Here is a 14,276-nt window from a genome sequence, read left to right as displayed (position 1 = left end):
CAGCTCCAAAGGGAGGTCAGGCGTCTTCCGAAATTTAGGAAATCCATTTCATTCGTTCTTGGACGACTACCCATTTCCCATTGACTTTCTTCAACCGGTAGGAATTTCCTGAAGAGCTGAGCGACGCTTCGTAGTAGCCGCCATCAACTTGCATCTCTGTGCCCGATATCCATGAGATAGCTCCTGTATTGAAGAGCAGGCCGCGGCCGCCTGTAGTTCTGTCGATGACGCCCTCCCTATCATTGAAATCGCACGCCGAGTTCCTTTTCACCGGAGGAGCGTGTCCAGCAAAGCGCTGAATGAACTCATCGTCAGGGTCAATCTTGACAAGGCCCTTCGTTGGATCAAACGTCAAAAATGCCAGGCAGTAAACCTTTGCGTTTCCCTTTATGGCAGAAGCGTTTCTGCCAAATTGGTATCGAAATACGGCCTCGCGCGCCAAGGACTCCTCGACATCCCTTCCGACCGTTGGAATTGGATCCGCACACCCGAAAAGCAGGGTCGTCGCCGCAAGGAGCGCGAAGTGATTTTTCATACGGTGTCATCCGACTGCGTCGTCGCGTAGATTTTTTGCCGAAAGCGAAACATCGCCAAATAAGCTTGCAGCTCGGTCGGGGTGTGCATGAGACTCAGAAAGCTTCAGCCTACCGGAAAGCCGCCGTCCGCGAGTGACCGGACCTGCCCGAAAGCTGCCCTCCTTGAACCGAAATGAGCTAAGCCCAGGGCCCTTCGATCAGCGCCCGCGTCTCCTCGACAGCGATGCGCCACATCTCCAGCACCTCGGCATCGGGCCTCTCGTACGCACCGCCGAAGTTGCCGTCACCGGCCAGCTCGCGCGCCGCATCCGGGGGCAGCACGGCGTAGCGCTGGTAATCCACGGCCGGCTTGCGGCCCTCGGGCTGGGTGACGCCGGCCAGGCGCGTCCACGGCAGGTTTTCCATCCACGAGGCATGGGCCGACTGCGGGTCCTTGGCCTTCACATAGGCCAGCGTCTTGGGCGAATTCCACCAGTTGTGGAAGCGCACGCGGGTGCGCGGGTGGGCGGCCATCCATTCGGCGACCGCTGCCGCGACCGGCTGGTTGCCGCCATGGCCATTGACGATGAGGATGCGCCTGAAGCCCTGGTGGTCCAGGCTGTCCAGCAGATCGTGAACGACGCGCACCATCGTCTCGACCTTGAGCGTGACGGTGCCGGGATAGCTCATGAAGCTGGGTGTGATGCCGAAGGGTAGGACCGGGAACACCGGCACGCCCAGCGGCTCGGCCGCCTCGACGGCGACGCGCTCGGCCAGGATGGCGTCGACCGCGAGGCTGAGATACGCGTGCTGCTCGGTGCAGCCTATGGGCAGCAGGCAGCGGTCGTCGGCTTTCAGCCAAGCCTCGACCTGCATCCAGTTCATGTCGGCGATCTTCATTTCACGTCCACTGCCGAGTAGTTGTTGAGGCCAAAGGGACTGACCTTCATGCCGACGACGCGCTTGGTTGTGGCGATGGCCGTCGTCGGGTAGGTCAACGGCACCCAGGGCGCATCGTCGCGATAGAGGCCTTGAGCACGGCGGTAGAGGGCGTCCCGCTTGGATTGGTTGGCGACCTGACGAGCCTCTGCAAGCATTGCATCGAACTCAGGCCGACACCAGCGTGCCACGTTGGAACCGCCTGCGACAGCCGCGCAGGCGAAGTTGGGCGTCAAGAAATTGTCGGGGTCGCCGTTGTCCGAGGCCCAGGCCAGCAGCGTCGCGTCATGCTCGCCGGCGCGGGTGCGCTTGAGCAGCTCGCCGAATTCCAGCGTGACGATCTCCACCTTGACGCCGATGCGTGCCCAGTCGGCCTGCAGCAGCTCGGCCGTCGCCCTGGGGTTGGGGTTGGTGGCACCGGCGCCGGCGCGAATCCACAGCTTCAGCGCAAAGCCGTTGGCCAGCCCGGCGGCCTTGAGCAGCTCGCGCGCCTTGGCCAGGTCCTGCGGCGCAGGGCCGGCCTTGTCGTCATAGCTCCACTGCGAAGGCGGATAGGGGTTGCCGGCCGGACTGGCAGCGCCGCCGTAGACGGCACGGGCGATCGATGCTCGGTCGGTCGCCAGCCCCAGGGCCTGGCGCACGCGGCGATCGTCCAAGGGCTTGTGCTCGACGTTCAGCCCGACAAAGGTCGTGACCAGGCCGGGGCCGGTCAGCAGCTGCAGCTTGCCATCGCGGCGGATCTCGTCCCAGGTCTGGGGCATCGGGTAGAGGCCGATATCGCATTCGCCGGCCTTGAGGCGCTGCAGCCGGGTGGCGGGGTCGGGCGAGATGGAGAAGATAAGCTTGTCCAGCGCCACCTTGCCGCGGAAATAGCCTGGGTGGGCGTCGTAGCGGACGACGGCGTCCTTCACATAGCTGCGGAACTGATACGGCCCCGTGCCAACCGGCTTGAGGTTCATGTCTTCCATGCGACCGGCGGCCTGCAGTTGCTGCGCGTACTCGGCAGACAGCACGCTCAAGAAGCCCATGGCCACGTCGGCCAGGAAGGGCGCTTCGGGCCGCGTCAGCTCGATGCGCACCGTGCGCGCATCCACGGCGATGACGCTCTTGACCAACTGGCCGAACTGCATGGCCGTCGCGTAGTACCAGCCCTGGCGCGGCTGGCCATGCCAGGGATGTTTGGCATCGATCTGGCGGGTGAAGCTGTAGACCACATCGTCGGCCGTCAACGGCCGCGTCGGCTTGAACCAGGGCGTGGTGTGGAAGGCCACGCCCGCGCGCAGGTGGAAGGTGTAGGTCTTGCCGTCGGCACTGACGTCCCAGCGCTCGGCCAGCGCCGGCACGAGCTTGGTGGTGCCGGGCTCGAACTCGACGAGGCGGTTGTAGAGGGCCTCGGAGGAGGCGTCGGCCGTGGAGTTGGCGTGGAAGAGGGAGTAGTCGAAGCCGTCGGGGCTGGCTTCGGTGCAGACGGTCAGCGTCTTGGCTTGAGCCGAGACCGAGGCGGCCACCAGCGCGAGCACGATCAGGCGTTTCATGTCAGTCATCCATTCACAAGCGAAACCGAGTATTCCGGGCCGAGCGCTGGGCCGCTCCCGAGCCGGCCCGCTTGGCGATGTGCGTGCGGCTCGATGCCGCAAGCATCGCCGTCCCCTCGGGGGACCAACCAGGGTTGCGCGCGTTCAGCGTCGCAAGACTGGGCGAGGGGCATCACGCTGTTCGCTTCCATGCCATGCCCAAGGTCGCGGGCGCGGTGTGCACGAAGCCGAACTGGGCATAGAGGGCGTCGGCCGGCACATCAGCCAGCAGGCTCACATAGCCCGTCTCAGGCACGTGGTCGCGCAGCCAGGCGGCGATCTCGCCCATGATGAGCTTGCCCAGGCCCCGGCCCTGGTGCTCGGGCAGCACGGCGATGTCGACGACCTGGAAGGCCGTGCCGCCGTCGCCGATGACGCGGCCCATGCCGATCGGCTCGCCGCCGTGCAGGATCTGCACCCCGAACAGCGTGCCCGGCAGGCCGCGCGCAGCGGCCTCGTCGGACTTGGGACTGAGGCCGGACGCGACGCGAAGGTGGCGGTAGGTGTCGGCCGACGGTGTGGCGTGCAGGGTCGTGTAGGCAGGACTCATGCGCGCATTCTGTGCCGGCCCATCACCTGCACTCATACCCGCAGCGCCCTCCGACATGGCCCCTGCGGGCTGGCCCGGGGCCGGCAACCCGGGTGCGCTGCAACAATCCGGGTCTGGCCACGCCCTCCCACGCATGAAGTCCACCTCCCTCGTTGCTGCCTCCCTGGCCCTGCTGCTCAGTGCCTGCGCCAGCGTGGCGCCGCCGGCGGCCACGCCGGCGCCCGCACGCCAGAGCGCCCCGGCCCCCACCGCTGCGCCGGCCATCGCCGTGCGAGCGCCCAACATCGACCGCAGCTACACCTCGCAGAACCAGGACAGCCGCGCGCTGTACATCGTGCTGCACTACACCGTCATCGACTGGGAGAAGTCGCTGAAGGTGCTGACGACGGGCGGCCAGGTGTCGGCCCACTACCTGGTGCGCGACAACCCGGTGGCCAGCTACGCGCTGGTGGACGAGAACCGCCGCTCCTGGCATGCCGGCGCCAGCTACTGGGCCGGCAACACCAACCTGAATTCGGCCTCCATCGGCATCGAGATCGTCAACGCCGGTTATGTGGACGGGCCCGGCGGCCGCGTCTACGCGCCCTTCCCGCAGGCCCAGATCGATGAGGTCATCGCCCTGGTGCGCGACATCCAGAAGCGCCACAACGTCAAACCCGACCGCATCATCGGCCACGCCGACATCGCGCCCGGCCGCAAGCAGGACCCGGGTCCGCAGTTCCCCTGGCGGCAGCTGGCCGAGGCGGGCCTGATTCCCTGGCCGGACGGCCCCTTGGTCATCGTCAAGACGCTGGAGCATGAGGTCGCGCCGCGCGACGTGGCCTGGCTGCAGGAGCGCCTGGCGCGCATCGGCTACAACGTGTCGCGCTCGGGCCAGCTGGACGTGTTGACCAAGGAAGTCATCGCCACCTTCCAGATGAAGTACCGGCCACGCGACATCTCCGGCACGCCGGACGCCGAGACGGCCGCGCTGATCGAGGTGGCGTCCACGCCGAGCGCCATGCGCGTGGCGGGTGCGACCGACACCGAGACGCGGCCCTACACCTCGCGCTGGTGATGCTCGCCTTCCTGCTCAAACGTCTCGCGACCCTGGTGCCGACATTGATCGGCATCACCATCGTTGCCTTCGGCCTGATCCGCCTTGTGCCCGGCGACCCCATCGAGGTCATGATGGGCGAGCGCCGCCTGGACCCGGAGGCGCATGCGGCGCTCGTCAAGCGCATGGGCCTGGACCAGCCGCTGCCGGTGCAATACGCGGACTACGTCGGCAAGTTGCTGCACGGCGACCTGGGCCAGAGCCTGGTCAGCCGCGAGCCGGTCAGCAAGGAGTTCGCAGCGCTGTTCCCGGCCACCGTCGAGCTGGCGACGGCGGCGCTGATCTTCGCGGTGGGCTTTGGCCTGCTGCTGGGCGTCAGCGCCGGCCTCAAGCGCGGCTCGCTGCTGGACCAGGGCGTGATGGGCACGGCCACCGTCGGCTATTCGATGCCGGTGTTCTGGTGGGGGCTGATCCTCATCATGTTCTTCTCGGTAAACCTGGGCTGGACGCCGGTGTCGGGCCGCATCGGCATCGAGTTCGACCCCGAACGCGTGACCGGCTTCATGCTGATCGACGCCTGGCTCAGCAACGAGGAAGGCGCCTTCAAGTCGGCGCTGATGCACCTCATCCTGCCGGCCCTGGTGCTGGGCACCAGCACGCTCGCGGTGGTGGCGCGCATGACGCGCTCGTCCATGCTCGAAGTGCTGCGCGAGGACTATGTGCGCACCGCCCGCGCCAAGGGCCTGTCGCCGACGCGAGTCGTCGTCGTGCATGCGCTGCGCAATGCGTTGATCCCGGTGCTGACGGTGGTGGGCCTGCAGACCGGCAGCCTGCTCGCGGGCGCCGTGCTGACCGAAACCATCTTCTCCTGGCCCGGCATCGGCAAATGGCTGATCGACTCGATCGGGCGGCGTGACTATCCCGTCGTGCAGGCCGGCATCCTGATCTCGGCGCTGACCTTCATCGGCGTGAACCTGATCGTGGATGTGCTGTATGGGGTGGTGAATCCGCGGATCCGGGGAGGCGGTCACTGATGAGCGCCGTCCTTGAGAAAGCCATCGAGCCGCCCGGCCCGCTGCGCGAGTTCTGGCTGGGCTTTGCCGCCAACCGCGGCGCCCTGGTCGCGCTGATCGTCTTCGCCGTCATCGCCCTGGCATCCCTGTTTGCGCCGCTGATCGCGCCCCACGACCCCATCGAGCAATACCGCGACTTCATGCTGACGCCACCGGTCTGGGCCGAAGGCGGCAACACGCGCTTCCTGTTGGGCACCGACGAGCTGGGCCGCGACATGCTGAGCCGCTTGCTGCATGGCGGCCGCGTGTCGCTGGGCATTGGCCTCGCTGCGGTCCTGATGTCGCTGCTGCCCGGCGTGCTGCTGGGCCTGCTGGCGGCCTTCTTCCAGCGCTGGCTGTCGCCCGCCATCATGCGCGTGATGGACATTGTGCTGGCCCTGCCGGCCCTGCTGCTGGCCATCTGCGTCATCACCATCCTCGGCCCCGGCCTGGTCAATACCGTCATTGCCATCGCCATCGGCGCGCTGCCGGGCTATGTGCGGCTGACGCGCGCCGCGGCCCTGGGCGAGATCGGCCGCGACTATGTGACGGCCAGCCGCGTGGCCGGCGCCCATGTGTGGCGATTGATGTTCATCACCGTGCTGCCCAACTGCATGGCGCCGTTGATCGTCAACGCGACGCTGAGCTTCTCGTCGGCCATCCTCGAAACCGCCGGCCTGGGCTTCCTGGGCCTGGGCGTGCAGGCGCCGACGCCCGAGTGGGGAACGATGTTGTCCTCCGCCCGCGACTACATCACCCGCGCACCCTGGGTCGTCACGCTGCCGGGGCTGACCATCCTCGTGTCGGTGCTGGCCATCAACCTGATGGGCGATGGGCTGCGCGATGCGCTGGACCCGAAGCTGAAGAAGGTGGCCTGATGCCCTTGCTGAACATCAGGAACCTCAAGGTCCAGTTCGGCAACTTCCCCGCCGTCGACGGCGTGGACCTGACGCTGGACGCGGGCGAGCTGCTGGGCATCGTCGGCGAGTCGGGCTCGGGCAAGTCGGTGACGATGCTGGCGCTGATGGGCCTCATCGACGCGCCAGGCAAGGTCACTGCGGACGCGCTGGAATTCCAGGGCCGCGACCTGTTGAAGCTGAACGCCTCGGAGCGCCGCGCGCTGATCGGCCGCGACGTGGCCATGGTGTTCCAGGACGCACTGAGCAGCCTCAACCCCAGCTACACGGTGGGCGCCCAGATCGCCGAGGTGTTGAAGGCCCACCTGGGCATGCGCGGCGCGGCGGCGAAGCAGCGCGTCATCGAGCTGTTGGAGCAGGTCGAAATCCCCGACGCGGCCAATCGCGCCAATGCCTATCCGCACCAGCTGTCGGGCGGCATGAACCAGCGCGTGATGATCGCGATGGCGATTGCCTGCGGCCCCAAGCTGCTGATCGCCGACGAACCGACCACGGCGCTGGACGTGACCATCCAGGCCCAGATCATGGCTCTGCTGCTGAAGCTGCAGCGCGAGCAGGGCATGGGCCTGATCATGATCACGCACGACCTCGCCATCGTGGCCGAGATGGCCCAGCGCATCGCCGTGATGTACGCCGGCCAGATCGTCGAGACCGGCCCCGTGCCCGCGCTCTTCGACGCGCCGCGCCACCCGTACACGAATGCCCTGCTCGCGGCGATTCCTGAGCACAACAAGGGCGCGACCCGCCTGTCCGCCCTGCCCGGCATCGTGCCCGGCGCGCTGGACCGCCCCAAGGGCTGCCTGCTGTCGCCGCGCTGCCCGCGCGTACAGCCGCGCTGCGTGGCCGAGCGGCCGGCGCTGGAGAACGGTGTGCGCTGCTTCTTCCCCGTCGAGGAGCGCGCCCATGTCTGAGCTCCTCCTCGAAGCGACCGACCTCGCCAGGCACTACAGCGTCAGCCAGGGCCTGTTCAAGCCCAAGGCGACCGTCAAGGCATTGAACGGCGTCAGCTTCACGCTGGCCCCGAAGAAGACGCTGGCCGTCGTCGGTGAATCGGGCTGCGGCAAGAGCACGCTGGCGCGCCAGCTGACGCTGATCGAGCACCCGACGCGCGGCGCCTTGAAGATCAGCGGCACCGATGCCGCGACGGCCGACAAGGCCACGCTGAAGTCCTTGCGCCGCCAGGTGCAGATGGTGTTCCAGAACCCCTTCGCATCGCTGAACCCGCGCAAGACCGTCGAGACCACGCTGGCCGAGCCCCTGCTGATCAACACGCCCATGACGGCACTGGAGCGCCGTGAGCGCGTGGCGGCACTCGCGGCCAAGGTGGGCCTGCGGCCCGAGCATCTGCGCCGTTATCCGCACATGTTCTCGGGCGGCCAGCGCCAGCGCATCGCCATCGCGCGGGCCATGATCCTGAACCCCGGCATCGTCGTCGCCGACGAGCCGGTCAGCGCGCTGGACGTGTCCATCCAGGCCCAGATCCTGAACCTCTTCATGGACCTGCAGGACGAGTTCGGCACCGGCTATGTGTTCATCTCGCACAACCTGTCGGTCGTGGAACACGTGGCCGACGAAGTGATGGTCATGTACCTCGGCACGGCGGTGGAGATCGGCGAGAAGAAGCGGCTGTTCGCGGCGCCCCTGCACCCCTACACGCGGGCGCTGATGAGCGCGACGCCGGCCCTGCGCAAGGCCGACCGGCGCGAGCGCATCGTCATCCACGGCGAACTGCCCAGCCCGCTGAATCCGCCCACGGGCTGCAGCTTCCACAAGCGCTGCCCGCTGGCCGTGCCGCGCTGCTCCGAAGAGGTGCCGCTGCTGCGCGAGGTGGATGGCCGGCGCGTCGCCTGCCACGTCGTTTGACATGACGCCACGGCGGGCATAACCGCCGTACATGCCCGGCGCTCATTCCGTGATGCGCGGAGTGTTGCTCCGGTGCCGACTCCGCGGGCTTGGCCCCTGATGGGGTGTGACTTGCGTCGCAAGAATCTTTGCATTCGGCAACGCAAGGAAAACACCATGAGATTCCAGCCCACCCCCATCGCCTGCGGCCTCGCCGGCCTGCTGCTGAGCCTGCAGGGCGCGGCCCTGGCCCAGCAAACCCCGGACGCCGCCAAGGCCAAGGCCGATGCGCAGGCGCTGGAGAAGGTCGTCATCACCGGCATCCGCGCCTCGCTGGAAACCTCGCTGGAGGCCAAGCGCAACGCCTCGGCGAACGTGGACGTCATCACGGCCATTGATGTGGGCAAGATGCCCGACAAGAACCTGGCCGACTCGCTGCAGCGCGTCGTCGGCGTGGCCGTGCGCACGGACTACGACGAGGCCGAGAAGGTGGCCATGCGCGGCACCAACCCCGACATGTCGCTGATCCTGTTCAACGGCCACACCGTCTCCGGTGGCGACTGGTATCTGTCCGACCAGGCCTCCAGCAGCCGCTCCACCAGCCTGTCGCTGATGCCCTCCTCGGTGCTGAACTCGGCCACCGTCTACAAGACCTCGCAGGCCAATATCGTCGACGGCGGCCTGGCCGGCACGATCAATGTGACGACCCGCAAGCCCCTGGATTCCCCGAAGGGCTTCAGCGGCGTGGTCAGCGCCGGCGGCGTGTACGCCGACCTGCCGGCCAAGACCAGCCCGCAGCTCAACGCCAACCTGAACTGGAAGAACGAAGACAGCACGCTGGGCTTCATCGGCCAGGTTTTCGCCGAGAAGCGCTACATACGCCGCGACACCGCCTCGCGCTTCGCCTACGGCGCCAACTCCGGCTGGGACCAGATCAACACGGCCACCATGCTGGGCATCACCGACGCCTCGCTGGCCGGCACGCCCTACAAGGCCGCCGACCTGAACGGCGTGCGCCTGCCGGGCTCCATGTCCACCGAATTCGTGGAAGGCGTGCGCGACCGCAAGGGCGGCATGCTCTCCGGCCAGTTCAAGCCCACCAGCAATACCGAGGTGGGCCTGACCGGCTTCTATTCCAAGATGAACGCGGCCAACTTCGGCCGCGCGACCATGGGCGCCCTCTACCAGATGCTGTCCGGCCAGTCCGGCCCGCTGGGCGGCACCACGGCCACCAACGTCAACGGCCAACGCGTCTACGCCTCCATCAAGAACCCGGTGATCGCCGAGGAAGAGACCATCTATGGCCACAAGCTGCGCGTGCTGAAGTCCGCGGAGATCTCCTACGCCAACGGCCTGCCGGCCCAGTACGTGGGCGACTCGGAAGGCTTCTACCGCAGCGGCGCCTATGCCAGCTCCAGCTTCCTGGACCTGGATGGCAAATGGGTCGTCAGCGACAAGCTGACCCTCAAGGGCCTGCTGAGCACGACCAAGGGCATCGGCCACACCGACATGGACCGCGGTCTGACCTACTCGCGCTATGGCCAGGGCGTCAAGTACGACATCACCGACCTCGAGAAGGCGCCGGACTTCAGCTGGATCAACGCCGGCAGCGGCACCACGCCCCTGGCCACCAGCGCGGCCCCCGGCACGCCCGGCTACCGCCTGACCGGCCGCAGCGGCCTGAACCGCTATCACACCATCGACAGCGAGAAGAGCTTCGCCGTCGACGGCGAGTACACGCAGGACAGCGGCATCTTCAGCTCGATGAGCTTCGGCTTTCGCAATGCCGACCACCGCCGCCAGTACGGCCTGTCGACCGTGGCCCTGAAGTCCGCCTTCGTGGCTGCCAACGCGCCTGACCCGGCCCTGGCCGTGCCCTACCCCGGCGACTTCGGCAAATACCTCGGTGGCAACATCGACAACTCCGGCTTCTATTTCTCGCGCGACACGCTGACCAGCCTTTTCGGCGACCTGGCCAAGCCCACCAGCCCCCAGTGGGAGCGCCGCATCTCCGGCTCCATCGACCTGCGCGAAATCCAGAGCTCGGCCTATCTGATGCAGAACCTGGAAGGCGAGAAGTGGTCGGGCAATGTCGGCCTGCGCCTGGTGCGCACGGCCGTCACCTCGCGCACGCCGGTGCCGATCCCGGCGGGCGCCTGCCTGCGCATCGAGCCGGGCAAGCCCTATGTGCCCTGCGCCGCCTACCCGGACGCCATCCTCGATGTCAGCGAAGGCCAGCCCTACTACGACAACACGGCCTTCAACGGCGCCACCGGCGTGATCTACCGCAAGGAGACCACCCGGCGCATCTTCGACGACATCCTGCCGAGCCTGAACCTGCGCTACGAGATCTTCAGCGGGCTGGTCGGCCGCCTGGGCCTGTCCAAGACCATCGGCCGCCAGAACTACAACCTCTACGGCGCCACCTACTCAGGCCAGGCCTGCACCTCGCAGGGCTGCACGGTGACGGGACCGAACCCGAACCTGACGCCGATGAGCGCGCGCAACCTCGACATCTCGCTGGCCTGGTATTACGACAAGCGCGCCATGCTGGCGCTCTCGGGCTTCAGTTCGCTGATCGACGGCTACGCCAAGACCGGCGGCACCGCGTCGGGTCAGACCGTCGAGTTGTACGACGGCACGACCAATCAGTACCGCACCTATCTGATCAACTCGTCCACGCAGCAGAAGGCGCGCATCCAGGGCCTGGAATTGAGCTGGGAGCAGCCGCTCCCCTGGGGCTTCGGCTTCCAGTCCAACGCCAGCTACACCGAAACCCGCGTGGAAGACGGCCGCCCGATGACGGGTGCGTCCAAGATCGCCGGCAATGTGGGCGTGTACTGGGAAAACGACGTGTTCAGCGCACGCCTGGTCTACAACTACCGCGGCGCCTACGTGTCCAGCACCACGGCACCGTCGCCGACGGCCAACAGCCAGGGCAATTCGACCATCGGCGGCGTGCTGATGCCTTCCGCGCCGACCATCGCGGCGCCGGTGGCCAACGTGGCCTTCTCGGCCAACTACAACATCACGCCGGAGCTGCAGTTGTCCTTCAGCGCCACCAACCTGACCAACCCGGTCCGCGCCACCTATCGCTACAGCGAGGCGGAGCAGCAGAAGGTCGACGCTTCGGGCCGCCAGTACTACCTGGAGGCGCGCTACAAGTTCTGAGTTTCAGAACCCGCAGCGCAAGGCCGGCTCACGCCGGCCTTTTTCATGCCTTAGCGGTTGCGCTTCTTGGCGACTTCGTTGCCGACCACGCCACCGGCGGCAGCGCCGACCGCAGCGCCGGCCGTCGTGCCGGTCACAGCGCCGCCGACGACGGCACCCGCCGTGGCGCCAACGATGGTGCTGGTCTCACGGGCCGACATGCCCGCGCAGCCCGTCAGGGCCAGGGTTGCCGCTGCCACAACGGACAGCAGGGTCAGGCGCCAGTAGGCGGTGGAGGGGCTGGAAATCATGTCAATCGTGCTCATGGTTTGCTCCTAAGGGGTGGCAATCACGTGAGCCAACTTTCGGCGCCGGCGGCCCCGGCCGGAACCAGCCGGCGGGCCAATCCCGTGTCGGAGCCAACCTACCACCCCAAAGCAAAGAGCCACCCGAAGGTGGCTCTCGTCCTACAGGGCTTGTCAGCCGGTCACTTGGGCGCCGAGGCGGCTGCGTCGGCCATGCACTTCTTGACGTGGCTCTTGGCGGCTGCACCGTGCAGCTTCTTGTCGGCGGCGGACTTGTCGCAGGTGGCGCTCGACGGGGCGGCCGCAGCGGGCGCTGCACCGCCGGACAGGCATTCCTTCATGAAGGCCTTGCGGTCGTCGCCCTTCTTGCCGTTGGTCTTGGCCTCGGCATTGCAGGCCTTCATCTTGTCCTGCTGCGGCGTGGCCTGGGCCCCGAAAGCAACGGCAGCGCAGGCGAGCAGGATGGCGAATCGTTTCATCGGGAACCCCTTCTTCGGGAGGTGGATAGGCGAGTCAATTCAAGCATGCGCCCATGACCGTGCCAAGCCGTGTTTCATCGGCGTCACAAAATTCGCCGCGGGTGGTGCAGGGCCTCGTGCGCCGCATGCAGGCGGCGCACCAGCACGCGGATGAAGCCGCGGTCGAAGCGGTGCTGGCATTCGGGGCTCAATTGACCCACGGACTCCGGCGTGAAGCAGATCGTCGTGCACTCCTGGCTGACGCGGATCTCGGCGCTGTGGCGGCGCAGGTCGGGGTTGGGCGCCAGATAGGCCATCTCGCCCACCGAGGTGCCCTGGCCCAGCGAGGCCACCAGCCGCCCTTCGCGGAAGACCTGCACCTCGCCCTGGGCAATGATGTGGAAGCTGTTGCCCTCCTGGCCGCGCCTGAAGAGGGCGTGACCGACGGGGTAGCGCTTCCAGCGCGCGCGCCGCACCACTTCCCACAGCTGCACGTCACCGAAGTCGGCAAAGAATTCCAGCGAACGCAGCAGGTTGAAGCGCTCGGAGTCGCGCACCTCGCCCAGGCGGTTCAACGGCACCTGCTGGCTGGCGACGAGAGCCGACAGCGCCTGGGCAAAGCTCTCCCAGTCGGCAAAGCGCTCGTGCGGGTGCTTGGACAGCGCGCGCAGCACGACGGCGTCCAGGCCCTCGGTGACGCCCTGGCGCTGGCCCATCAGCGGCAGCGGCGGCTGGTGGTAGATCTGGTGCATCAGCGCCATCTGGTGCGGCGCATCGAAAGGCGGGCGGCCGCTGATGAGGTGGTAGAGCACCGCGCCCAGCGCATAGATGTCGGCCCGGCAGTCGACGTCGCCGCCCTCGATCTGTTCGGGCGGCATATAGGCGAGCGAGCCGACGCGGTGGATCTGCGTCGAATCGGCCAGCAGGTTCAAGGCCGAGCCGAAATCGCTGACCTTGACGTCGACGACCTGGCCGCCGGGATCCAGCACGGCCAGCAGGTTGGCCGGCTTCACGTCGCGGTGGATGACGCCCTGGCGGTAGACATAGCTCAGGGCCATCGCGCACTTGAAGCCCAGCTCGACGATCTGGTCCAGCGGCAGCAGGCGATCGCTGCGGCAGAAGTGCTTCAGCGTGACGCCGGGCACGTACTCCATGACGAGATAGGGCGCGGCCTCTTCGGACACGGCGTCCAGGATGGCGACGACATTGGGGTGGTGCAGCCGCCCGGCCAGGGCCGCTTCGGCGCTGAAGAAGCGGTTGCTGAAGTCGCTGCTCGGCGCATCCGGCGGCGCCGCCCAGGCGCGCATGCGCTTGATGGCCACGTCCACGTCCTGGAAGGGGTCGCGGGCCAGGAAGACGTCACTCGTCGCCCCCTCGCCCAGGCGCTTGAGCACCTGGTAGCGGCCGATATGGGCGGGCAGATCGTCGGCGGATGCGGTCATCGCGGGGCATGATAGGGGCCGCTCCCGGAGGTGCAGGCCCTTGTTCTCCCACGTATTTCTCGGCACTCGTGACTTCGATCGCGCCTTGGCCTTCTATCGGCCGCTGCTGGCGCTGCTGGGTGTCACCGAACGTTTCTGCAACCCGGCCGAGGGCTGGGCCGGCTGGCAGAGCACGCCGGGGCCACGCCCGTTGCTGTTGCTGGGCAAGCCTTTTGAAGGCCAGCATGAGCCGGGAAACGGCCAGATGGTGGCCCTGCTGGCCACGAGCCGCGCGCTGGTGGACCAGGCCCACGCACTGGCGCTGGCCCAGGGCGGCCGCTGTGAAGGCCCGCCCAGCCTGAGGGCCCACTACCACCCGAACTACTACGGCGCCTACTTCCGCGACACGGAGGGCAACAAGCTCTGCGTCGCCTGTCACGAAGCGCCACAGCCCTGAGTCAGCGCAGCGGCCCCGCCATGCGTTCTGGCTGTTCGAGGTCCGCCTCCTAAAATCGCC

At 67.3% G+C, this 14,276-nt stretch carries 14 protein-coding genes; 7 read left to right on the top strand and 7 right to left on the bottom strand.

All coding sequences use genetic code 11. From position 1 onward, the window contains the following. Positions 1 to 34 precede the first annotated feature (34 nt). The 4 genes from AC1D2H_RS13490 to AC1D2H_RS13475 all read right to left on the bottom strand — a co-directional run bounded on the left by AC1D2H_RS13490 (position 35) and on the right by AC1D2H_RS13475 (position 3,578). Positions 35 to 535, bottom strand: coding sequence for a hypothetical protein (locus AC1D2H_RS13490; protein ID WP_478011314.1), 501 nt, complete (start codon positions 533 to 535; stop codon positions 35 to 37). Between the two features lie 178 nt (positions 536 to 713). Continuing rightward, the gene (locus AC1D2H_RS13485) at positions 714 to 1,415 is read right to left on the bottom strand and encodes a creatininase family protein (RefSeq protein ID WP_478011313.1); all 702 of its coding nucleotides are present in this window, start codon (positions 1,413 to 1,415) and stop codon (positions 714 to 716) included. Then, positions 1,412 to 2,989 (bottom strand): ABC transporter substrate-binding protein, encoded by a 1,578-nt coding sequence (locus AC1D2H_RS13480; RefSeq protein ID WP_478011312.1) that lies wholly within the window; start codon positions 2,987 to 2,989, stop codon positions 1,412 to 1,414. The genes AC1D2H_RS13485 and AC1D2H_RS13480 overlap by 4 nt, the downstream gene beginning before the upstream one ends. Before the next feature lie 172 nt (positions 2,990 to 3,161). Continuing rightward, a complete protein-coding gene (locus AC1D2H_RS13475; RefSeq protein ID WP_478011311.1) occupies positions 3,162 to 3,578 on the bottom strand; it encodes a GNAT family N-acetyltransferase in 417 nt (138 codons plus the stop codon). Between the two features lie 133 nt (positions 3,579 to 3,711). On the opposite strand from AC1D2H_RS13475, the gene AC1D2H_RS13470 reads away from it, so the two are divergent. From AC1D2H_RS13470 to AC1D2H_RS13445, 6 genes are all read left to right on the top strand, one after another. Next, positions 3,712 to 4,635: an N-acetylmuramoyl-L-alanine amidase gene (locus tag AC1D2H_RS13470; RefSeq protein ID WP_478011310.1), complete on the top strand. Its 924-nt coding sequence runs from the start codon at positions 3,712 to 3,714 to the stop codon at positions 4,633 to 4,635. Next, complete coding sequence (locus AC1D2H_RS13465; protein ID WP_478011309.1) at positions 4,635 to 5,648, top strand: ABC transporter permease; 1,014 nt, start codon at positions 4,635 to 4,637, stop codon at positions 5,646 to 5,648. The genes AC1D2H_RS13470 and AC1D2H_RS13465 overlap by 1 nt, the downstream gene beginning before the upstream one ends. Next, positions 5,648 to 6,544 carry an ABC transporter permease subunit gene (locus AC1D2H_RS13460; RefSeq protein ID WP_478011308.1) on the top strand — a complete coding sequence of 299 codons (897 nt, stop codon included), beginning with the start codon at positions 5,648 to 5,650 and terminating at the stop codon, positions 6,542 to 6,544. Before AC1D2H_RS13465 ends, AC1D2H_RS13460 begins: the two co-directional genes overlap by 1 nt. Continuing rightward, a complete protein-coding gene (locus AC1D2H_RS13455) occupies positions 6,544 to 7,494 on the top strand; it encodes an ABC transporter ATP-binding protein (RefSeq protein WP_478011307.1) in 951 nt (316 codons plus the stop codon). Before AC1D2H_RS13460 ends, AC1D2H_RS13455 begins: the two co-directional genes overlap by 1 nt. Beyond that, positions 7,487 to 8,446 carry a peptide ABC transporter ATP-binding protein gene (locus AC1D2H_RS13450; RefSeq protein WP_477931681.1) on the top strand — a complete coding sequence of 320 codons (960 nt, stop codon included), beginning with the start codon at positions 7,487 to 7,489 and terminating at the stop codon, positions 8,444 to 8,446. Before AC1D2H_RS13455 ends, AC1D2H_RS13450 begins: the two co-directional genes overlap by 8 nt. A gap of 156 nt (positions 8,447 to 8,602) precedes the next feature. After that, positions 8,603 to 11,596, top strand: a complete 2,994-nt coding sequence (locus AC1D2H_RS13445; protein ID WP_478011306.1) for a TonB-dependent receptor — start codon at positions 8,603 to 8,605, stop codon at positions 11,594 to 11,596. Between the two features lie 50 nt (positions 11,597 to 11,646). Here AC1D2H_RS13445 and AC1D2H_RS13440 read toward each other — a convergent pair whose 3' ends face one another. The 3 genes from AC1D2H_RS13440 to AC1D2H_RS13430 form a co-directional block, all read right to left on the bottom strand. After that, positions 11,647 to 11,901 carry a glycine zipper domain-containing protein gene (locus AC1D2H_RS13440; RefSeq protein WP_477931683.1) on the bottom strand — a complete coding sequence of 85 codons (255 nt, stop codon included), beginning with the start codon at positions 11,899 to 11,901 and terminating at the stop codon, positions 11,647 to 11,649. 161 nt (positions 11,902 to 12,062) lie between these two features. Then, complete coding sequence (locus tag AC1D2H_RS13435; RefSeq protein WP_477931684.1) at positions 12,063 to 12,359, bottom strand: PsiF family protein; 297 nt, start codon at positions 12,357 to 12,359, stop codon at positions 12,063 to 12,065. An 83-nt stretch (positions 12,360 to 12,442) separates the two neighbouring features. After that, positions 12,443 to 13,780: a serine/threonine-protein kinase gene (locus AC1D2H_RS13430; protein ID WP_477931685.1), complete on the bottom strand. Its 1,338-nt coding sequence runs from the start codon at positions 13,778 to 13,780 to the stop codon at positions 12,443 to 12,445. A 40-nt stretch (positions 13,781 to 13,820) separates the two neighbouring features. Between AC1D2H_RS13430 and AC1D2H_RS13425 the strand changes: the two genes are divergently transcribed. After that, complete coding sequence (locus AC1D2H_RS13425) at positions 13,821 to 14,216, top strand: VOC family protein (protein ID WP_478011305.1); 396 nt, start codon at positions 13,821 to 13,823, stop codon at positions 14,214 to 14,216. The last annotated feature ends 60 nt before the right edge of the window (positions 14,217 to 14,276 follow it).

It is taken from the genome of Roseateles sp. P1_C1_2, from assembly GCF_056406535.1.
This window is presented reverse-complemented; position numbering and strand designations above follow the sequence as displayed.

Bases quoted from the DNA above. Each gene is read 5' to 3' on its own strand.
- AC1D2H_RS13480 (WP_478011312.1), bottom strand. From the start codon at position 2,989: ATGAAACGCCTGATCGTGCTCGCGCTGGTGGCCGCCTCGGTCTCGGCT.
- AC1D2H_RS13435 (WP_477931684.1), bottom strand. From the start codon at position 12,359: ATGAAACGATTCGCCATCCTGCTCGCCTGCGCTGCCGTTGCTTTCGGG.
- AC1D2H_RS13485 (WP_478011313.1), bottom strand. From the start codon at position 1,415: ATGAAGATCGCCGACATGAACTGGATGCAGGTCGAGGCTTGGCTGAAA.
- AC1D2H_RS13445 (WP_478011306.1), top strand. From the start codon at position 8,603: ATGAGATTCCAGCCCACCCCCATCGCCTGCGGCCTCGCCGGCCTGCTG.
- AC1D2H_RS13475 (WP_478011311.1), bottom strand. From the start codon at position 3,578: ATGAGTCCTGCCTACACGACCCTGCACGCCACACCGTCGGCCGACACC.
- AC1D2H_RS13440 (WP_477931683.1), bottom strand. From the start codon at position 11,901: ATGAGCACGATTGACATGATTTCCAGCCCCTCCACCGCCTACTGGCGC.
- AC1D2H_RS13460 (WP_478011308.1), top strand. From the start codon at position 5,648: ATGAGCGCCGTCCTTGAGAAAGCCATCGAGCCGCCCGGCCCGCTGCGC.
- AC1D2H_RS13450 (WP_477931681.1), top strand. From the start codon at position 7,487: ATGTCTGAGCTCCTCCTCGAAGCGACCGACCTCGCCAGGCACTACAGC.
- AC1D2H_RS13430 (WP_477931685.1), bottom strand. From the start codon at position 13,780: ATGACCGCATCCGCCGACGATCTGCCCGCCCATATCGGCCGCTACCAG.
- AC1D2H_RS13455 (WP_478011307.1), top strand. From the start codon at position 6,544: ATGCCCTTGCTGAACATCAGGAACCTCAAGGTCCAGTTCGGCAACTTC.
- AC1D2H_RS13465 (WP_478011309.1), top strand. From the start codon at position 4,635: ATGCTCGCCTTCCTGCTCAAACGTCTCGCGACCCTGGTGCCGACATTG.
- AC1D2H_RS13470 (WP_478011310.1), top strand. From the start codon at position 3,712: ATGAAGTCCACCTCCCTCGTTGCTGCCTCCCTGGCCCTGCTGCTCAGT.
- AC1D2H_RS13490 (WP_478011314.1), bottom strand. From the start codon at position 535: ATGAAAAATCACTTCGCGCTCCTTGCGGCGACGACCCTGCTTTTCGGG.